The organism is Paenibacillus sp. FSL M8-0142 (genome assembly GCF_038597315.1).
Taxonomy (GTDB): Bacteria; Bacillota; Bacilli; order Paenibacillales; family Paenibacillaceae; genus Paenibacillus_AQ; species Paenibacillus_AQ lactis.
Map to the genome: position 1 here is coordinate 3755751 of NZ_CP152008.1, position 19308 is coordinate 3775058.

General features: G+C 52.1%; 17 protein-coding genes. 6 read left to right on the forward strand and 11 right to left on the reverse strand.

Features of this window, described 5'->3' with window-relative positions:
- Nucleotides 1-28: 28 nt before the first annotated feature.
- The gene (locus tag NSQ46_RS17290) at nucleotides 29-895 is read left to right on the forward strand and encodes a protein kinase (RefSeq protein WP_007130287.1); all 867 of its coding nucleotides are present in this window, start codon (nucleotides 29-31) and stop codon (nucleotides 893-895) included.
- 116 nt (nucleotides 896-1011) lie between these two features.
- Nucleotides 1012-1287, forward strand: a complete 276-nt coding sequence (locus tag NSQ46_RS17295; protein WP_007130288.1) for a hypothetical protein — start codon at nucleotides 1012-1014, stop codon at nucleotides 1285-1287.
- 154 nt (nucleotides 1288-1441) lie between these two features.
- Here NSQ46_RS17295 and NSQ46_RS17300 read toward each other — a convergent pair whose 3' ends face one another.
- A complete protein-coding gene (locus NSQ46_RS17300; protein ID WP_007130289.1) occupies nucleotides 1442-2620 on the reverse strand; it encodes an MFS transporter in 1179 nt (392 codons plus the stop codon).
- Nucleotides 2617-3444: a MerR family transcriptional regulator gene (locus NSQ46_RS17305; RefSeq protein ID WP_210095294.1), complete on the reverse strand. Its 828-nt coding sequence runs from the start codon at nucleotides 3442-3444 to the stop codon at nucleotides 2617-2619. The genes NSQ46_RS17300 and NSQ46_RS17305 overlap by 4 nt, the downstream gene beginning before the upstream one ends.
- A 75-nt stretch (nucleotides 3445-3519) precedes the next feature.
- Here NSQ46_RS17305 and NSQ46_RS17310 point away from each other — a divergent pair, with 75 nt between their 5' ends.
- Nucleotides 3520-3642, forward strand: a complete 123-nt coding sequence (locus NSQ46_RS17310) for a hypothetical protein (protein WP_279615613.1) — start codon at nucleotides 3520-3522, stop codon at nucleotides 3640-3642.
- 23 nt (nucleotides 3643-3665) lie between these two features.
- Here the strand turns inward: NSQ46_RS17310 and NSQ46_RS17315 are convergent, their stop codons facing one another.
- Both NSQ46_RS17315 and NSQ46_RS17320 read right to left on the reverse strand, forming a co-directional pair.
- Complete coding sequence (locus tag NSQ46_RS17315) at nucleotides 3666-6059, reverse strand: polyprenyl synthetase family protein (RefSeq protein WP_007130291.1); 2394 nt, start codon at nucleotides 6057-6059, stop codon at nucleotides 3666-3668.
- A gap of 404 nt (nucleotides 6060-6463) precedes the next feature.
- Nucleotides 6464-6877 (reverse strand): YugN family protein, encoded by a 414-nt coding sequence (locus NSQ46_RS17320; protein WP_342574145.1) that lies wholly within the window; start codon nucleotides 6875-6877, stop codon nucleotides 6464-6466.
- A 180-nt stretch (nucleotides 6878-7057) separates the two neighbouring features.
- On the opposite strand from NSQ46_RS17320, the gene glsA reads away from it, so the two are divergent.
- The gene (glsA, locus tag NSQ46_RS17325) at nucleotides 7058-7999 is read left to right on the forward strand and encodes a glutaminase A (RefSeq protein ID WP_007130293.1); all 942 of its coding nucleotides are present in this window, start codon (nucleotides 7058-7060) and stop codon (nucleotides 7997-7999) included.
- Between the two features lie 146 nt (nucleotides 8000-8145).
- Here glsA and NSQ46_RS17330 read toward each other — a convergent pair whose 3' ends face one another.
- Nucleotides 8146-8823, reverse strand: a complete 678-nt coding sequence (locus NSQ46_RS17330) for a hypothetical protein (RefSeq protein WP_007130294.1) — start codon at nucleotides 8821-8823, stop codon at nucleotides 8146-8148.
- Nucleotides 8824-9195: 372 nt separating this feature from the next.
- Nucleotides 9196-11922 carry a carbohydrate binding domain-containing protein gene (locus NSQ46_RS17335; protein WP_245256117.1) on the reverse strand — a complete coding sequence of 909 codons (2727 nt, stop codon included), beginning with the start codon at nucleotides 11920-11922 and terminating at the stop codon, nucleotides 9196-9198.
- A gap of 823 nt (nucleotides 11923-12745) precedes the next feature.
- Here NSQ46_RS17335 and NSQ46_RS17340 point away from each other — a divergent pair.
- The gene (locus tag NSQ46_RS17340; protein WP_007130297.1) at nucleotides 12746-14539 is read left to right on the forward strand and encodes a hypothetical protein; all 1794 of its coding nucleotides are present in this window, start codon (nucleotides 12746-12748) and stop codon (nucleotides 14537-14539) included.
- 383 nt (nucleotides 14540-14922) lie between these two features.
- A complete protein-coding gene (mscL, locus tag NSQ46_RS17345) occupies nucleotides 14923-15315 on the forward strand; it encodes a large conductance mechanosensitive channel protein MscL (protein WP_208604299.1) in 393 nt (130 codons plus the stop codon).
- Nucleotides 15316-15414: 99 nt separating this feature from the next.
- Here the strand turns inward: mscL and NSQ46_RS17350 are convergent, their stop codons facing one another.
- Genes NSQ46_RS17350 through NSQ46_RS17370 form a run of 5 tightly spaced genes read right to left on the reverse strand, consistent with a single transcriptional unit; the run spans nucleotide 15415 to nucleotide 19287 of the window.
- A complete protein-coding gene (locus NSQ46_RS17350) occupies nucleotides 15415-16161 on the reverse strand; it encodes a creatininase family protein (RefSeq protein WP_007130299.1) in 747 nt (248 codons plus the stop codon).
- A gap of 10 nt (nucleotides 16162-16171) precedes the next feature.
- Nucleotides 16172-17164 (reverse strand): phosphotriesterase, encoded by a 993-nt coding sequence (locus NSQ46_RS17355; protein ID WP_007130300.1) that lies wholly within the window; start codon nucleotides 17162-17164, stop codon nucleotides 16172-16174.
- 58 nt (nucleotides 17165-17222) lie between these two features.
- Nucleotides 17223-18521, reverse strand: a complete 1299-nt coding sequence (locus NSQ46_RS17360) for a PTS ascorbate transporter subunit IIC (protein ID WP_007130301.1) — start codon at nucleotides 18519-18521, stop codon at nucleotides 17223-17225.
- Between the two features lie 22 nt (nucleotides 18522-18543).
- Nucleotides 18544-18807 (reverse strand): PTS sugar transporter subunit IIB, encoded by a 264-nt coding sequence (locus tag NSQ46_RS17365; protein WP_007130302.1) that lies wholly within the window; start codon nucleotides 18805-18807, stop codon nucleotides 18544-18546.
- A 48-nt stretch (nucleotides 18808-18855) separates the two neighbouring features.
- The gene (locus NSQ46_RS17370) at nucleotides 18856-19287 is read right to left on the reverse strand and encodes a PTS sugar transporter subunit IIA (protein ID WP_007130303.1); all 432 of its coding nucleotides are present in this window, start codon (nucleotides 19285-19287) and stop codon (nucleotides 18856-18858) included.
- Nucleotides 19288-19308 lie beyond the last annotated feature (21 nt).

Here is a 19308-nt window from a genome sequence, read left to right on the forward strand (position 1 = left end):
ATGGATACTAAGGGAGATACGAACTGGAATGCGTCTTTTTTCATATGCAGCTTCCTTCATCGCCGCATGGCGGGATTACCCGGCAGAAGCGGATTCCATACTCGGAAACCGATATACCGTCCAAGGCTTGCTTGGCGAAGGAAGCTACGGAATAACCTACCGATGCGAAGACTTGGAGAGCAAGGAGCTCGTAGCTGTGAAGCAGGCAAGACCGAGCAAGGGCCCTTTTGCAAAAAACCTGCTTCGCCGGGAGGCAGCCCTTCTTAAGTCCTTAGCACATCCTCATATTCCGGCATACAAAGATTTGTTTACGTACAAGAATAAGGACTTTCTGGTGATGTCCTATATCGAGGGGGATACCCTGGAGGATTTAATCTTTGACCAAGGCTTCCGGTACACGGAACAAGAATGCCTGCGAATTACGCTGCAGCTTCTGGAGATTGTGACCTACATTCATGATCAAGGAATCATTCATCTCGATCTTCGGATACCGAACGTGCTGTTTAAGAACGGAGAGCTGCAGTTAATCGACTTTGGCCTCGCACGGAGAGTCGGAGAACCCCCGCCGCTGCAAAAGCCAAAACAACGATGGACCCGCAGATCCCGTTTGGATATCTCTATACCGGCCAAGAGCGCCGAAGAAAACTCGGATTTGGCGGATATCGGTCATTTTATGCTGTTCATGCTGTACTCTGCTTATGACGTTGATGACGATCCGGATCAAAGTGAGCGAAGCTGGCAGGAAGAATTGATTCTTTCCGCTGAGTTGCACCAGATGATTGAACGCTTGCTTGGGATCCGGGAACCATACCAGGGATCCTCGCATTTCATGAATGAGCTGCGTGAGCTTTATTCGTCATATGATCCAACAATAAGCGGCATGACCGATAAATGACGATGCTTCATTTCAACCTCCACAGCGCCGGGTAAAGTTGAATACGGGGATTAATCTATGATAATATCCGATTAGCACGATGGAATGACCTCGAACAAGACAGGAGGCCAAACAGAATGTTTAAAAAAATCGTCAATAAGCTCCTTCACTCCGCATCCAGCACGCATGGACGGAAGCGTTACGGCAGCTCGGGACAGCACTATGGCAAACGTTACAGCAGTTCAGGAAAACACCTTGGTAAGCGATACAGCAGCTCAGGAAAACACTACGGCAAACGCTACAGCAGCAGCCACGGATTTTCTCGCCGCAAAGCCTCTTCCTCAGACTTCAAGCATCAGCATGGTCACCGTGGGCACGGCTACTACAAAGGCAGAAAATACAGCTCCAGCTAACCCGTAAGAAGCTCTTCTTACCCTCTTAATTATTGAGGGTTTTTTCATGCTTTTAACCGCCAAGCCTCGAGGGACCACACCTTGCATCCCTTCTAATGATTCATACACCCGCCCGGGCAGTCGACTTCAACCGCTGTTTTCGTCATCGATCCCTTTACATTGGCTCTGACAGCCGCTCTCGACCGGCTTTCCGGCCACCCGCAAACAACCCGATCGCCAGCAGCAATGCCAACAACACGACGAAGAATCCCGCCCAGCCTAGAACCTCTACAGATGCGCGACTCATCACCACTCCACCAATGCCCGAGCCTAATGCAAATCCAAATTGAATAAAGGACGTGTTCACGCTGAGGGCGATATCCGGGGACCGGGGCACCCGAGTGACGAGATATAACTGCTGTGCCGGTGATGTCGCCCATGTCGCCACCATCCATAGCATGATCATTGCAATGACACCCCACAACCACCCGTTGACCATCGAGAGCATAAACAGCATGGCTGCCTGTAGGGAAAGTCCCAAATAGATGGTGAACTTCGATCCTTTGGTATCCGCCATCGCGCCTCCCATTTTCGAGCCGATAAAACTGCAAATGCCTGCTGCGAACAGAATGATGGAGAGCTCTGCTGCCGAAAGCTCGGCGTTGGCCTGCAAATAAGGCGTGATATACGTAAATAAGGTAGAGTAAGCGCCGATATACAACAGGGTTATCATGAGTGCTAGGGCAATCTTTCTATCCTTCAAAATCGACAGCTGCATCCCGAGCGTGACGGCACTCCTTTCCCGCATCGAGGGAACTTTACGGTAAACGGCGAACAGCGGGACCAAGCTCAAGAGACCGATTACGATAAACAGTGCTCTCCAGCCCAGCCATTCGCTCAAGAACGTGCCGACGGGTACGCCAAGCACCAGGGAACCGCTCAATCCCATCAATATGATACCGATTGCTCTCCCTCGATGCTGCTCTCCGGCAAGCCTAGTGGCTACCGCCATCGCAACGACGGTGGCCACCCCTCCGCTAACCCCTTGGAATATGCGGGTAACCAGCATCATCTCAAATGAATGGCTTGCATAAACCATAAGGCTGCTTAAAATGAAAATGCCGAGCATGGTAAGCAGCACGCTTTTACGGTCTGCATTGATCGTAACCGCAATGACGACAGGGGCGCCAATGGCAGCCGAAAGGGCAAACACGGTGACAAGCAATCCGGCGGCAGAGGTTGTTACGCTTAGTTCGGAAGCCACCATTTGAATAATGCCGCTGATAATATACTCAACTGTCCCAATCAGAAAAACCGCCAAAGCGAGCAAATACACGACCCATTTATTGTTCATTCGGCTGCCCCCGCATCGATGATTGGAATTTGAACCTCGACCAGGCACATGCCCGGTTCATCCGATAAGGGCACATAGATTTCCCTTCCAGGCCGATCCTCCCGGATGAGATAGCCGTTATGTTCGATCCAGGCGGCAAGGTCAGCGCAAGCCGTTTCCGAGAATGAAGAATCGGAGCGGAACAGAAGCGTAGCCATCGTCTCAGCAGGCATGAAGCGCTGTTCAAGACCGACAGGAAGCTTGTAGGTTCCCGGTTTGGCGGCAAAGCCGACCTCCAGCTCGAATTCATCATCTTGACGGCTGCTTTCCTTCCAAAGCACCGTCTGTGGCCCAGTCAGGACAGAACGTATACTTCCTTCAAGAAGACTTTCAAAATGTTGAAATAGCTGTGGAATTTCTTCGGCATTACCAAACGACGCATACGAAATCAATTGCAGGGCATCAACCTGCTTGATGACGGCCTCCTGCTCCATCTCCATCCTTCCCTCTCGTTCCAGGAGCTGCATTCGTTTTTTAATACGTGATAGCTTGGACATTTCGTTCTCCAACAGCTGCTGAATCTCACTTTCTTTCAACCTCAGCATACCGCGGATCTGTTCCGCGGATATATCTTCTTGAAGCAGCTGAACCATTTGCTGCAGCGTGAACCCAAGCTCCTTGAAAATGACAATGCGGTTGATCTCCAGAAGCTGCTCGGCGGCGTAGTACCGATACCCGGTCGATCTATCGATCCGTGCAGGCTTGAATAACCCGATCTGATCATAATAGCGCAATGTCTGGATCGGGATCCGGCTCAGCCTCGAAAATTCGCTGATTTTAAACAATATCTCACCTTCCTCCTATGAATGTCGGATTGAGTATATACCTTCGAGTCGACTATAAAGTCAAGAGGGAATTTCATGATGAAAGGCTTTGAGATCAATACCCATGAAAAAATAAAAACCGCGAAGCTCGCGGTTCCATTTGCATCAGCGCATATTGTTATCGCCCAACCTGATCGACATCGCCGGATGAATCACTAGCCTTGAGCACGTTGGCGGTCCTTTTAATTTTCGCGATTCACCATATAATTCAGGAGATGCGTGAGAAAGGCGATCGGACGGGGAAGTTCATCCAACGCTTCCATCGCCAGGCAATAATGCTCCCACATTTCTCGTTTGGCGCCCTCTATGCCAAGGATGGTCACAAAAGTCGACGTATTGTTCTCTACATCTTGACGCGTCGGCTTCCCGAGGACAACCTGATCGCCTTCCGCATCAAGCAGATCATCCTTGATTTGAAATGCGATGCCGGCATGGTAGGCATACCGCTTCAAGGCGGAGATCTCCGTCTCGTTGACACGGGCGAGGATCGCCGGCATGACCAGTGAAGCCTCGAATGCAATGCCGGTTTTGTAGAAGCAGATCCGGTTCAGCTCCTGAAGCGTGAGCGCCGCTCCCTTGGATTGAAGGTCCATCGCCTGCCCCATGCACATCTCCCCGGCTTTCTGCGAAGAATAGCGCATCAAGCGGAGGACGACCTTAGGATCGAAACCGCTCAGGGACGCTTGTTCTTCCGTCGCCTTCTGGATCAGGTACAGACCGGTTAACTCGGCTGTTGAGCTGTCATACACCTCATGCAGGGTTGCTCTTCCCCGGCGGGTGGACGCATTGTCCTGCGATGGCAAATCATCAAAAATCAAGGAAGCGGTATGCATATACTCCAGTGATTTTAAAAGAGGGATGATCGCTGAGGCATCAAGCCCGTATTCCTTCACGCCCATCACCCATGTCAGGATGGGCCGCAGCCGCTTTCCGTCCCCATCCAGGCTGTAGTTGGCCGCTTCAATCAGCGAGGTCTTCATCGGAGGAAGATTCTCCGGCTCTGCTATGCGGAGCTGATTATTAATCTGCTCGCGGACCGACTGAACCGTATCGAAGAACTCTTCCTGCTGCTGTCTTTCATTTTTCAGTATCGTGACCATCTGGTCCCGAAGCAGTTTATCGAGAAAATCCACATCGTCCGCTTTTCGGACCATCCGCTGAATAAGGCGGTGGAGCTCTGGCTGTCCGGAGGCGAGCACGCTCATAATCTCGTTATATTGGTCTGAACCGAGCCGCGCTTTGCATCGTTTAAGACCGTTGATGGCACGATCCAGGATCACCTCGCGCGTCATGGCGTCCGAACGGTATACGTTTCGAATCAAATGCGCAATGACCGTCCAGTACAATTCGTACGGGTTGATTAAATCGGGACGCTGCTCCCTGTATTTCAAGAAATAAGTATACGGCGTTACCGCTCCATCCCTCATATCGTCGAACATATCCGCGAAGTCATCGGCCAGCTGGTTATAAATCCCGTAATAAAATGTACGCTGGTCGAAGCCCTCGTCCTCCGGAGCGCTCAATACCGAACGAACAATCAATCGGGAGGAGGAGGATTTCAAAATAATCGGCAAATAAAGCTCTTCATTGGTGTAATCGGCATTCGATAAATCCTTCACGCGGTCCAGATGCTGGGAATGAAAGAATACATAGGATTGCTCGAAGAACAGCATTCTGAATTCCGGCCGTTGATGTCCTTTAATGTATTCAAAGGCTTCGCGAAGCTCGGCGTGTATAAAGCGGATCAGGTTCATATTGGTGCCGGTCCACGTTCCAAGCGCCGGTACCGTGCCCGTAAGCAGCGCGCTCCGGATCATGCGGGAATAACGCTCCTTCTCCTGATCATTCAGCACCCCGGAATCGAGAAGATCGTCAATATACGGGTAAGTCAATCCGTAAGAATAGCCGAGTCGGATGGCATGATCCAGCCTGCGTGCACGCTCTGCGGGAAATATTTCGCCGGGGGACTCTTCCACCTCTTCGATGGCATGCATCACGACGCCGACGATGATTTTGATGAGCTTGCGCTGGGCATGCTCCGGATTCATGTCTTCCGGGATATGGCCCGCAACGTTTTTCAGCTTGTTCATCACCCAGATCACGGCGCTCTCAACGCCTTCCTTCTGGGCCCAGCGGTACAGGCCAGCCAAGCTTATGAACGGCGGCTGCTGCCCCCCGCCGGTCCCGGCAGAGCGGATCAGAAACTGTTCAAGACCATTGACGACTTGTTTGATCCGGGACTGGGTCTTCGGACAATCCAGCGCTTTGCCAAGATCTCTCATATAAATATAGGACACGCTGCGATCCAGGTAGTCCTTCAATTTCCCAGTATAATTCAGCCATCTCATATATCGATGATAATCCCGTGAATCAGGTTTGCCCGTTCCCCGGCTCATAAAGGACAGCCACGGTTGACGGCGGATATGCTTCCTGCTCCACAATCGGATATCTTCTGCCAGACCGTCCACATAGGTTTGATCCGTAACCTGTGCATGCAAGGTCTCAAAATACCGGGCAGCTTTCTGCTCTGCTTGCTGATACCACAGGTCGGCATAATCTGTAAGCTCCACATTCATTGATGCATTACCTCAGCTTCTAATTGGATTAGATACGTTAAACGTCCGAACATATTCATTCCTTTATACGTGAAAGAACTCCATCGGTTACGAAATCGTCATCAGAAGATCAGCGATCGTCCAAAATCCGGGATACGCCAGCCTGCCGCGCAGCTAAAACGCTTTGAATCGTCTTTCATATCCAGTCTATGCATGTTCCGTTCCCTCTACCTCAAGCAGCAAACCTTTTCGTTATCGTTTTTTCCGTGATCGTGATAACATCCGGGGGGTCTATTGCTGTATCTTTTAGCATACACAATAAAGGCTGCCGATGATCAGCAGCCTTTATCGTTCAGGTATGATGCTTACTTATCTCTCAAATCGGAACCAGCCAGGATCAACGTCCTGCCGCTGCGTTCTCCCGTTTATTGAAGATATCCTGCTTCTACTTCCTGCAGTGCTTGCTTGGCTTGTTCAACCCATTGGTCATCCAAAGAGGCATCCGGATCAATCGGCGACTGAAACTGATCAAACAACGCTCCGATCAATCGCGGCCTCGCATGCTTGTCCGTCCCTGTATTGTAGATATGACGGAACACAAAGGGACGTCCGAGTTTGACCTTTGCCTTACACCCGCCGCATTCCCCGTCAAGGCTGCCCCTCGTGACATGAAACGGGATCCGCAGCCATACCATTCGTTCATGATCCAGGCGCTTGTCCAAATACCCGTGCTTATAATCCCAGTTGCCCGCTAAAGAGAACTGATGGGTGCAAAAGTATTTATCGATTTCGTCGAATCTGCCTTCGATGTTCTCCAGCCTAGATTCCAGGTTTCTCATTCGCTTAGCCCCCTTGCCCGTTATATATTAAAGGATGGACTCAGGCAGCTGCTGCTATACTTTTCAAGCGGCAGAAATCCATGAACCAAAACTATGAAATGCATAATGAAGGGATAAAGCGGCTTCCATCAACGAATGCTATGACCAATTCTTTATATATTTGCCAAAGGAGATGGGAACGTGCCATCTTATGACATCGGAACGATACGAGAACGGCTGGCGGAATGGGTGGAAGCGAGCCGTCCATACGCCGCAAGCGGAAGAGTTGCGTCCTACATTCCCGAACTGTCCAAATCCCCGCACAATGCCCTCGGTGTCAGCCTGCTGCATGCAAGCGGCGAATCCGCGACTGCAGGTGATTGCGGAAAAAAGTTCACGATGCAGAGCATCTCTAAAGTCTTTACGCTGATACTTGCATTGATGGATAACGGTGAAGAGGAGGTGTTCCGTAAGGTCGGCATGGAGCCGACCGGCGACAACTTCAACTCCATGCTGAAGCTGGAGCTCGTTCGCCCGGGCATTCCGTTCAATCCGATGATCAACGCAGGGGCCATCACGATTTCATCGCTAATCCGGGGCAGCAGCCCGGAGGAGGTATACGGACGGATCCTCGATTTCCTGCGGGTGCTTGCCGGCAACCGGCAGCTAAGCTGCGATGAGGCAGTGTACCGCTCCGAATCCGAAACCGGCAATCTGAACAGGTCCATTGCTTATTTTCTCAAACAAAACGGGGTGCTCTCGGGAAATGTCGAGGCTGTGCTTGACGTCTACTTCCGGCATTGCTCCATTCAGGCCGATTGCGCCGACCTGGCCCGCATGGGGCTGGTCCTTGCTTGCGGAGGTCTCGATCCGCTCACGGGAAACCGGCTGATCCCAAGGCGATACGTTCAGATCGCCAAAACCTTCATGACGACATGCGGAATGTACAATGCGTCAGGCGAATTCGCCATTCAGGTCGGGCTGCCCGCCAAAAGCGGGGTCTCCGGCGGCATCTTAGCGCTTGTCCCCGGACAGTACGGCATTGGCGTATTCGGCCCCGCGCTTAACGACAAGGGAAACAGCCAAGCTGGCGTGCATTTACTGGAGGTTATATCGAGAGAGCTTGATTGGAGCATGTTTTGACAACCAAACGGGACCAGCTGTGCACCTGATTAGGGCATGTCCGTTCGATGGATACCGCCAGGGGTAAGAGCTCTCACATTTACATAAAAAAGAAACCGCGCAGCATACGCGGTTTCTTCAATTGACAGGGACATCCGTTCTGCAAGCTACCGGTTGAAAAACAGCTTTTTGATCCGCTCGGCGAATTCCTGCAGATTAACGCTGGACGGATCGAGCCGATAATACCCGTTCTTCACCGCCTCCAATACCCACAGCGGCAGCTTCTTGCCTTCGATGAGCGGATACACATTGTCGTACGCCCACAGAAGATGCTCCCATCGCCTGTCGTTACCGCTCTGGATATACTCTGAAACATCCAGCACTTTGCCACGGCCGTTTTGCAGCAGCACATTTTTCAAATGAATATCTCTGGGATTGAGCCCTTTCTCCCTGACGAAGCTTCGTGCTGCCTCCACATCATCAATGACTTGCCTCGGTACCGGCACGCCGTACAGTAGACAATCATACAATGTCATCCCGCTCTCCCGGCTGATCGCCACATAACGCTCTCCCGCACCGTAAAACGTAGGGAAATAAGGGCTTCCTTGCAGAGAGCTGTACACGCGAATTTCGGCTTCCTTTTTGGGAAGCGCTTCTGCCGCGTACAACTTGTAAGCATAGTGTGGCAGCGGTTCATAGACAAATACCGCAGCATCTGTGCCGATCCCGATGCAGTGCAGGTCATTCGATTCGCCTTCAATGGTCACCGGATCGTTAGTTCCCTGCTTCATGACCTCCATGCTGGATAAAGCCTTTTCAGCCTGCTTCCATTCTTCCGTGTTCATAAGCCACCTCATTTGGCTATCAGCATAACTTGCATAGATCTTTACGCTCGAAAGGATCAGCGTTTTGCAGGCTCGCACTTGTGCTTGTCCACTTATGACTGTAAATGCCGTGCGGGACCTTTGACAAGCAACAATCGGAATAAGGGCTAGCGTTCCATTGCCGATCCTGGACAGCTTCTTGGTTATTACTTGTATCAGATCATATATTATACTCTTCAACTCACCTTCTTAGTATAAACGCTAGACGAAATTCTGGGCAAATGCCTGAAATGAGCACCCATACGATCCATTCGCACAAAAAAGAGAGCATGGAAAGGGTTAATTTCCAGCTCTCTCTTCATGGACCAAATAAAATGAATTCTTATAACTATTTCATTGCCAGGACTGGATGAACGCGCGGATTACGCTTTGGATCCCATTCCGGGCATTTGCCTGGATGTCCTCCTCCCCCGAGCGTTCCAGATGCTTCAGCGCATTTTCCAACTGATGAACGGCTTGTTCGAGGCGTCCCTCCCCATAGTGGAAATGCGCTTGCCGAATTGCATTTGTAAGCTGCTGCGCGAGCGGGTGTCGAACCTTCCCTTGGTCGATTTGGGACTCCAGCCAATCCGGCAGCTGATCCGGCGTGACTGTCTCCGTATAGGATATGGATGCATCATCATAATACGCCTTCGTCGTCCACAGCTGGGAGCAGAACAAGACCAATCTTACGTAAGCTGCATTCTCCGGAGCGACGGCGCTCATCTCAAGCTGCTGCCATTTGCCACTGCCTGCTGTAATTTGAAGCGAGGTCCCGCCCACTTGCTTATGGTTGGCATCATAGTAGTTCATTGATGCAAGGGTGCGTCCTTCCTTAAGGTAAACCTGGAATCTCGCCGTATACGCCGTCCCGGGCTTCACGGGAACGGAATCGGATGCAACGGCCACCGTTTCCGTCGCGGAAGCATCCGTGATGTACAAGCTGCTCGGGCCGCTTACGCTCTGCTCATTGCTTAATCCGAAAGACACGTTCGGCGTTTTATTGAACAAGGGGCTCCAGCCGGGGATCATGCCGTTCTCTGCAGATTGGTCAAAGCTTCCGTTCAAGATTGGGAGCTCGATCGGAATGTGAACGGCTCCGTCGCCTTTCGTCACTTCGATTTTTTTAAGTAAGGTATCATCCGAATAATAGATATGTCCGTCATCACCGAGCGTCATCAATGGCGTTGTCGACAGCGTGACCGCCGCTTCCGGCTCGTTCGGATCGATCACGGTAATCCTGCCCGCAAGCGTGGTGTACATATAACCGTCTTCGCCCCACCGGATGTGTGCCGGGCGCCATCTTCCATAATTGGATACGGACGGATAAATATTCGCGCTCTTCACGATGTTCATCGTCTCCGGGTCCATGGCGAAGATCGTCCCGTCCGCCGCTGCCCACAGCAATCCGTCAGGGCCGATGCTGAGTCCGCTGATCATCCCTGGTTGAACGGTTGCGCCCGGGATCGAAGGAACGAATTCCTGAAGCTTTTTACCGCTGGCGATATCCCACACAAATATTTTGGCTGCCGTCTCCGTCGGATCGATGCCAAGCCCGCCGGCCACGGTAGTCGAACCATACAGCTTCCCGTTGCGGACGGCAAGGCCGACAATCGATTGGTTGTGCACGACATCTTCATAGACGGTAAACCCTTGCTCAGGCCCGAGCGAAGGATCATACACGGTCAGCGAGCCTCCCAGCTCGCCGTAGTCCGGGATCGTGCCGATAAACAGCTTGCCATCGCCAGGCGTCATGATGAACGGCCTGTCCTGGTGGGGAATTTTATAAATCTCTTTCGGATTCACCCCATCCTGGATCGGCTGATTGACGTCCAGCTCCCAAATGCGGCCTCCCGGATAGAGACCGAAGTACATTTTGTCACCGAGTGCAGCCATGCCTTCGGCCTGACCTAAGGAGAAGGTCTCGATTTCGCCGGTGATCGGGGAATATGAAGCCCCTTTTCCTCCAGGATAGCCGCTCATGTACAGCTTGCCGTCGGGCCCTTTCTCCAGCGTTTGGATCGGAATCGGATTACCAGAGAACGGGTAGGTAACCGACTTGACCTTCTTCGTCTCCAAATTCATATAAGCAACCGCCCCCGACCACATGACGGTCGCAAGCGATTTTCCCGGGAGATCCGGATCATTCGGCATCTCGATCCAAGCGGTATTGCGAAGATAGGTGGTATATTCGATTCCGGTGTCGACCGCCTCCATCGAGATGAGATCCAGCTCCATCAATCGGTTGTTCTGTACGAAATACACCTTATTGCTGCCCGGCTCGCCATACGATAAACGAATCCCCTTATTGTCCAGAAAATAGGTGTCGCTCCAAGCCCCGGCTTCCGTGTCATAGAACAGCAGTGCGTTATTCCCTCCGCTCAAGCCGGCTACGATATACTTGCCGGCAGCATCAAGCTGATAGACTTGCGCATTCTGCACCGCACCGCCGTATGTCGGCAGCGGAATAGGCTCTTTCTCCCCCGTTTCCACGTTCACTTTCACAAGGCTTCCCTGAATGCCGATCCCAGCATACAAGTATCCGTTATGGTAGGCCGTGGCCCGGGTATAGCTCTGGCCAGGCATCACGCTGCCGTAATCTCTCATCTCGCCGGTGGAGGGATCATAGCGGCCTACCTTGGCATTCGGATAAGAACCGAAATAGACCCTGCCCTGCTCGTCATATGTCAGCCCATAAACAACGCTCTCTCCGATCCCGCCCAGATCGCGCAGCTCTTTCGTTGCAGGCGAATACGTATACAGCTTGCCGTTACCGCCAATATAGACTGTACCGTCCGGCAGGGTTACATGAGTCCAGGAGCTCTCGGTTCCTTCCAGTCTGTATTTGCGCAGCACCTCCCTGCTGACCAGATCAACAACCTGGAAGATGGCCGGCTTGCCCGTTACCGTCGTATACATGACATCCCTGCCATCTTCTTTGCCGAAAGCTGCATCAAAAATGGCTACATTCTCAATTGGGGAACCGATGGTTACCGGTTCGCCGAATGCTTTGTCCACCCGTGCATCCGCTGGAGCGGCGAGCCACCATTGCGATACGAGAACCAGCATGAGCGCAAGCATGAAAACCAAGCTCTTTTTTGCGTAAACGACCCTTTTTTGCATAAATGAGATCCCCCGTTTCTTGTCTTTTGTGAAAGCGCTTTACATCCATTCGTCAGCAAAATTTACCTTATAAGTTCGCTATCCCCCTCCTCGTACCGTAATCCGCGTGTAACGCGTCCAATTTCAATGTCAAACCGTTGGATTCGATTTCGCCTCTTCCCCCCTTCGTGATCACGACCTTCACCATCACGACCGTCATGATCGGTAATCTATTGGACGTCCCGCCATTCGCCTTCCAAGATGAGTTGCTGGGGCTGCATCGGTTCAGCTCCTCCATCACCAACCTAGAAGCAGCTATAGGCACCTTTAGTATATGAATGCCTTCTTTTTTTCGTAAAGGAGCGTATTTCCACCATCTGTGATTTTTCGCACCCGTTGCAATTTCGAACCTGCGCAGTATTCCAAACAACGGGCATTCGGCTTGTGGAATTTGCTAAATGGATAGAAATACATAAACACATTCGGATTTAATCTTCCCCGGGTTAGACTCTAGGACCTTTTAACGGCGAACAGCGGAAACCATGACGCATGGTTAAGGACGGACTCTGGCCCCGTAACTTTTTACCTGAGCGGTTAGCCTCAAATTTTCCAGTTTTATCAATTTTCTCTTTCAGCGTTATTTCACTTTAATCAGGGACTAGTTCCATGTTACCCGAACGTATATTCCTGATTGTGCGATAGGCAGAGTCCTGTAAGAACAAGGGCTCATCCCTTTCCAAATCATCAGTGATATAATAACCCCGTTTACAAAGAAAGAGTTTTGGAGGAATGGAGGGAAACTATGAATGTACGAGCATGCCAGAAGCTTGCCGGCCTTCTAATGGCACTGCTTCTGGTAGGGTTGCAGACACCGGCATATGCAGAGCAGGCCAAGGTGAAAGCTACCTGGGTATGGCAGACCGAATGGATCAAGGATGGCGGTGAAGAGCTCCTTGATTATTCGCATGAGGAAGGCATTAACCTGATCTATTTGCAAATTAATCGTCAAATGTCTGCAGAGATTTATCAAACCTTTGTCGAGAAGGCCCATGCGGCTAATATTGCAGTCCACGCGCTGGGGGGCGATCCGGGGTGGGCGCTTGAGAAGCATTTGCCGGATATGCTGGGCCTTGCCGATTGGGTGAATGACTATAACGCAGGCGTGCCGGAGAACGGCCGGTTTGACGGGCTCCATCTTGATATCGAGCCCTACGTGCTGCCCGAATGGGAAATTCGTCAGGAAGAGGTTATATCATCCTGGAAGAGCAATATAAGCGCTTTTCTTAGCCGTATCTCGGGAAGCGGGCTAGAGCTAGGGATCGATATCCCCTTCTGGTTTGATTCATACACCCTGGAAGACGGCACTCCGATCAATGAATGGCTCATGGGATCCTTTGACCATGTCACCGTTATGTCTTACCGGAACCAGTTGGATTCCGAGCATGGAATCCGGTCCCTGACCCAGGCTGAGCTCGAGCTGGCGGATCGGCTCGGAAAGCGGGTCGTAGTGGCGGTGAATACGAAGGAGATGCCCGGCGAAGCCCACACGACATTCCATGGACTTGGCCGGGAATATCTGTCCAGCACATTGGAACAATTATCCGCCGATCTGAGCTCTTACAGCTCATTCGCGGGACTGGCTATCCACGACGCCCGAAGCTGGAGGGACATGCCGACAGGCGGTGACGGGGCTACACCCCCTAACGGAGAGAACCCTGCGCCGAATCCGACCCCTCCTACAACCCCTGATCCTGGTGGCGGCGGGACGGTTCCGGATGCGGACCCGATTGAGCGGGATTCCCGGGTAAGAGGCACCTATATTTGGGAAGCGCGTGACGTGGTTGAAGACGGTCAAGGCATTTTGGCGTTTGCGAAGGAGAAGAAACTGAATTGGCTGTATGTAAGGTTGGATTTGGAACAGCCGTTCGATTCGTATTCTTCTTTTGTCAAACAAGCCTCCGCAGCAGGCATTGAAGTACATGCCATGGGCGGCCATCCGATATGGGCGCTGCAGGAGAACCGTCCACGGATGATGAAACTGGTGAACTATGTAAAAGAATATAACCGCTCCGTTGCCGGCGATGAACGATTCCATGGCATTCATCTGGATATCGAGCCGTATGTCCTGCCCGCCTGGTGGGCCGATTCGGACCGGGTTATTGCGGAATGGACGTCCAATTTGGACGCCTTCGTAAGCGAGCTGAAGAAGGACTCCAGCCTTGAAGCCAGCATGGATATGGCCGTCTGGCTTGACAAGCACAAGGCTCCCGGCTCAGACATATCCCTCAGCAAATGGATGATCGACCGGATGGATCATGTATCGTTGATGGCCTTCCGTGACACCGCAGCAGGCTCGAACGGGATCGTCAGCGTCTCCAAAGAGGAAATCGGATTTGCTAATGAGCTTGGAAAGCCGATCATCCTCTCTGTAGAAATGAAAGCAAGCCATGAAGGCAACCATATCACCTTCTATGAAGAAGGCGCGGCCTACATGGAAGAAGAGCTGGCAAAGCTGCCTGAATTGCTGCAGGATTCCCCTGCTTACGCCGGCAATGTGGTTCATGCTTACGAATACTGGAAGAACGCTAAGCCTTGACGGTTTTGCGTAAATAATTTGGGGTGTCCCGCATGATCTCGGATCTGGAGGGCGCCCCTTGTTCCGTTTGGCGAGAATCGTCATCAAGGGTGTGAACTTGTCTATTTGTGTCTATGGTTGTTGAAAGAAAAAAGATTGACGAACCGAAATCTTGACGCTACCATGATGAAGGACATTTCGTAAGGGGCATTCTTCTCTCGAAATAGGTCCGATCATCGAACGGCTGGCGTTTGAACAGCGCAAAACTTCTGAAACCAAGCACATATCAGATAAGGATAATCTCGATTCCCCGTACATAGATCTGATGCTAGGGTCAGAGAATTTCAGCGCATGGATGAACGCTATTTCATCTAAAGAAGGAAAGCAGGTGATTAATTATGAATCTGTTAAAAGAATTTAAAGCCTTTGCGCTGAAGGGGAACGTATTGGATCTGGCCATCGGGGTCATCATCGGTGCCGCCTTTGGTAAAATCGTATCCTCGCTGGTTAGCGACATTATCATGCCGCTGATCGGCTTGCTGATCGGCGGCGTTGATTTATCCGGGTTGAAGACAACCCTTGGAGACGCAACGATTACGTACGGGATATTCCTGCAGACGGTCGTGGACTTTCTGATCGTATCTTTCTCGATTTTCATGTTCATTCGAACCCTCAACCGCTTCAAGCGAAAAGAAGAAGCCAAACCGGACGAGCCTCCTGCTCCATCCAAGGAAGAGGTGCTGCTAACCGAAATCCGCGATCTGCTGAAGCAGCAAAACGAAGCAGGCCGCTCGTAAGCGCTAAGGGAGTATGTTTTCGATTAATCGAAAACATACTCCCTTTTTTGATGAAGCCTGTTAAAGCCGCCCCCTTCATAAAGGCACCGAGCAGCTCCATTAAGCTTCCCTGCGCTGTTGAAGCCGCTGCTTCGCCCCAAGGATCATGGCGGTCATCGCGGCCAGCGACGCCTCGATCACTTGCTCTCCCTTCTCTTTCGTAGCCAGCGTCGCATCGCCCAAAACAGCCGAAGAGGTGAAGGTTTCCCATGGTGTTGGGGTGCAATCGGCTTCAAGCCCGATTTGGGGTATATCCCGGATCGCCTTGTCCATGTCGACATATTCTTCGGCAAGATAGAGCATGTAGGAGGTCTCAAGCTCGCATGCGTGAAAATACGATGCGTGGGTGGACGGCGTCTCGCGAATCCTGGATATGGCCTCTCCGGTACCCGGATAGAAGAAATAATAGACTTTCAATTCAGGGTGATCATTGTACAGCATTCGGGCGGCGTCTTTTAATGCGGGCATGTTCCCGAGGTGTCCGTTCAGCATGACAAAAATTCGGAAGCCTTGCCGTACCAGACTCTCGCCGATATCATAGAGGATTCGGATCAGCGCTTCATTGGATACGCTCAGGCTGCCGGGGAAATGCTGAAGACTCCAAACCTGCCCGTAAGGCAGCGTCGGCAGCGCCAGGCTGTCCGTAAGTTCTGCCAGACGCTCGGCCAGACGCTCCGCCAGCAGATTATCCGTTCCTAGCGGCAGATGGGGTCCATGCGCCTCAACGGCGCCGACCGGCAATATCGCGCAGCCCTTGCGTTTAATCAGCTCGCCGATGTCGTAAGCATTCTGCTGTTGATAATCCATCCAAATCCCCCTATCGCTTAAAAGCGAAGCAGTTTGCCGGATTATCGACGAAAAACCGGCGGATCAGCTCCTGTCCGTCAAACCCCGCCCGCTCGGCCTCATCGATGAATCGCGGCACCCACTTGGCAATGATGAACTCCAATCCGGGACCGTGGTCATAGTGCTTGTAATACGATTTGCGGGCGGTATCCCCGCTGATCAGAATTTGACCGGCGTATCCTTTGCGGACAAGCTCCAGAATGAGCTCGATCCGGGTGCTCTCTGGAGCGTATTTGATTTTGCCGATGCCATCGAACGACAAGTAGGCCCCTGTTCTTGCAATCTGTTCATGATAATACGGATCCGGATTACGATCCATATGACCGAGGCTTAAGTAACTCAGGTCCACGTTCTCGCTTCGCAGCAGCTCGATCTGCTCCAAAGCCATCGTGCCGACTTCGGTGTGGGAATGAACCGGAGCCTTCGTCTCATGATGGGCCCGGGCTACCGCGCGCAGCGTCTTCTCCTCGAGCGGGGTTATCCGGTTATATCCGGTTCCGAATTTCACCTGACCGGCGCGAAACGGCGTTCCTTCCAGACCTTCTTCCACTTCCCGGATGACGAAATCAGCCAATTCATTGATGGTAGCACTCTCAATCCATTCATAGTACGTACGGTAATTACCGATGATCGGCTTGAGCTCTTCCTTGATAGACGCATCCCAGAGGAAGCTCTTGTTAAAGCCTGCCGTCCCGATGATCCGGACGCCCGTTTGTTCCATGATGTCGTGGACGGCAGGCACGTCACGTCCGTAATCGACGGCCGTGGCGTCTACAATCGTCTGTCCCCCGTGCTTTTTGAAATCAAGGACATCCTGTTTGGATTTAGCCGGGTCATCGAGCAGGAGATCATCCTCCCCCCGCTCGGACCAGTAGGCAGGGCGGCACACGATATGCTCGTGAGAATAGGTGAAGCCTAGTTCTTCTTTGGGAATATCCGCGTCAAGCGTTCGTATAAAGCTCATGTTGTGTTCCCCTTTCTTCTCCATAATTGATTCCGATCAGGAAGATCGGCACGCCGATTCAGAACAACAGCTCCGACAAGAAGCGGATGATCGGTCCGAGGATAAACATATCCGAATCGGCGGCCCACATGGCCGTATCCGGGATGGTGGTCGAGATCAGGAATCGCACCATGATGAATTGACCCCATGCCACGACGGTAGATGTGATGAATCCGCCTAGCAGCGCTCCGCGGACGCCTCCTGTCGAATTGCCGAACACGCCGGCGGTGGCGCCATGGAAGAACAGGACGATCATCGTCGGAACAAAGATATACGACATCGTGTTCCCAAGGACGACAAGCCAGATTAACGCACCGGCGAATGCGCCGACGAATCCGAGCACGACGGCATTCGGGGCATAAGGGTAGGTCACCGGTGAATCAAGCGCAGGTTTCGCGCCAGGCACGAGCTTCGTCGCAATCCCGTTAAAAGCCGGCACCAGCTCGCCGATGAACATCCGGACCCCCAGCAGCACGATCGCGATGCCCCCGGCGAAAGTAAACGATTGCATGATGGAATAGACCAAAAAGTTCTGCTCTCCGGACTGGGCGATCAGCTCCTGTGCAGCAGGCGTTCCTTTCAGCGAGAGAATGATCGCGCCAATCAGGAACAGCACACCCATGCTAAGCGCCGTGATGACGTTCGAATCCCTTAGGAATTCAAGCCCTTTCGGTACCTTGATCTTCTCCGAATCATTCTCCTTATTGCCGATCCACTTCCCGAGCAGGGCCGCAAGCAGCGCGACGGATGCCGAGCTGTGCCCAAGCGCGATGTTATCGTTTCCGGTAATTTTTCGCATAAACGGCTGCGTGAGCGCAGGCTGAAACGTCCAGTACAGGCCAAGGATAACCGCTAGGAACAGCACAAGCTTCCATTGCGGGACGCTCCCGCCTGCCGTGTGCACGACGATGCCCGCAAATACGGTGGTGGTCCAGAACATCATATGTCCGGTCAGGTAAATATACTTGAACCGGGTAAACCGGGCGAGCAGGACGTTGATCATAAATCCGGCCAGCATCGCCAGCGTAATCGCGCTTCCGTATTGGGCATTAAACGAATCCTGGCCCAGAAACTGCCCTAGCGATTCCGATTTAAGGCCGAACACTTCCTTCCACATCGGTTCGAAAACATTGAGTGCTTTCACAATAACGTCGGATCCTGCGCCGATGATCAAGAAGCCGATAATCGCCTTGAAGGTGCCGCTGACGATCTGGCTTGCCGATTTCTTCTGCAGTAATAATCCGAGCAGAACAATGAAACCAAGCAGAACGGCAGGAGTCCCGAAAATATTCGTTGCAATCCAGGATATAACACTCACGAGCGTTCCCCCTCGTTACTTTTTATAGAGCTTCCTGAAGCTTTTCCTTGATTTCGTTCAGGTCGAAGTAATTGTTGACGATGACAATCGTAGCGGAATGGCCCGGCAGACTTTGCGCCAATTCGTTGCTGGTCACGATAAAATCAGCAGACATCCCTGAAGCCGTTGAGACATCCGTATGCTCGACGTCCGCTTGAACACCGAGATCTTTCAGCACATTCTCCACGTTCATTCGCAGAATCAAACTCGTGCCTTGTCCTAGTCCGCACACACATATGATTTTCATTTCGATTACCTCCTGTAATTTAGGTTTGATACGGATATCCATGACGGATTACTTCAATAAATTCTCAAGCTCCTCCGCGCTTTTGGCGCTGCGGATCGCTTCGATATTCGCCGGATCGGTCAGGAGCGAGGATAAGGTGCGCAGCAGCTTGATATGGTCAGAGCTTGACGATGATCCTAGCGCGAAGACCAGATCCACCGGGTCATTGTCGGCATGGCCGAACTTGACCGGCTCCTTCAATCGGGCAAAAGCGACCGCAGCTTCATGGACGCCGCTCTCCGCTTTGGCATGGGGAAGCGCAATATGCGGGGCGATCACGATGTAAGGCCCCTTCTCTCGGTAGGCCGCCAACATGGCTTCCACATAGGATGCCTCCGCCGCGCCGCTGTCCACCAGCAGCTGTCCGGCACCGCGGATGGCCTCCTCCGCATCCTTAACTTCGATATCGAGATTTACCAGGCTTTTATCAAACAAACGCATCTTGCTCCTCCTTCATGTCTC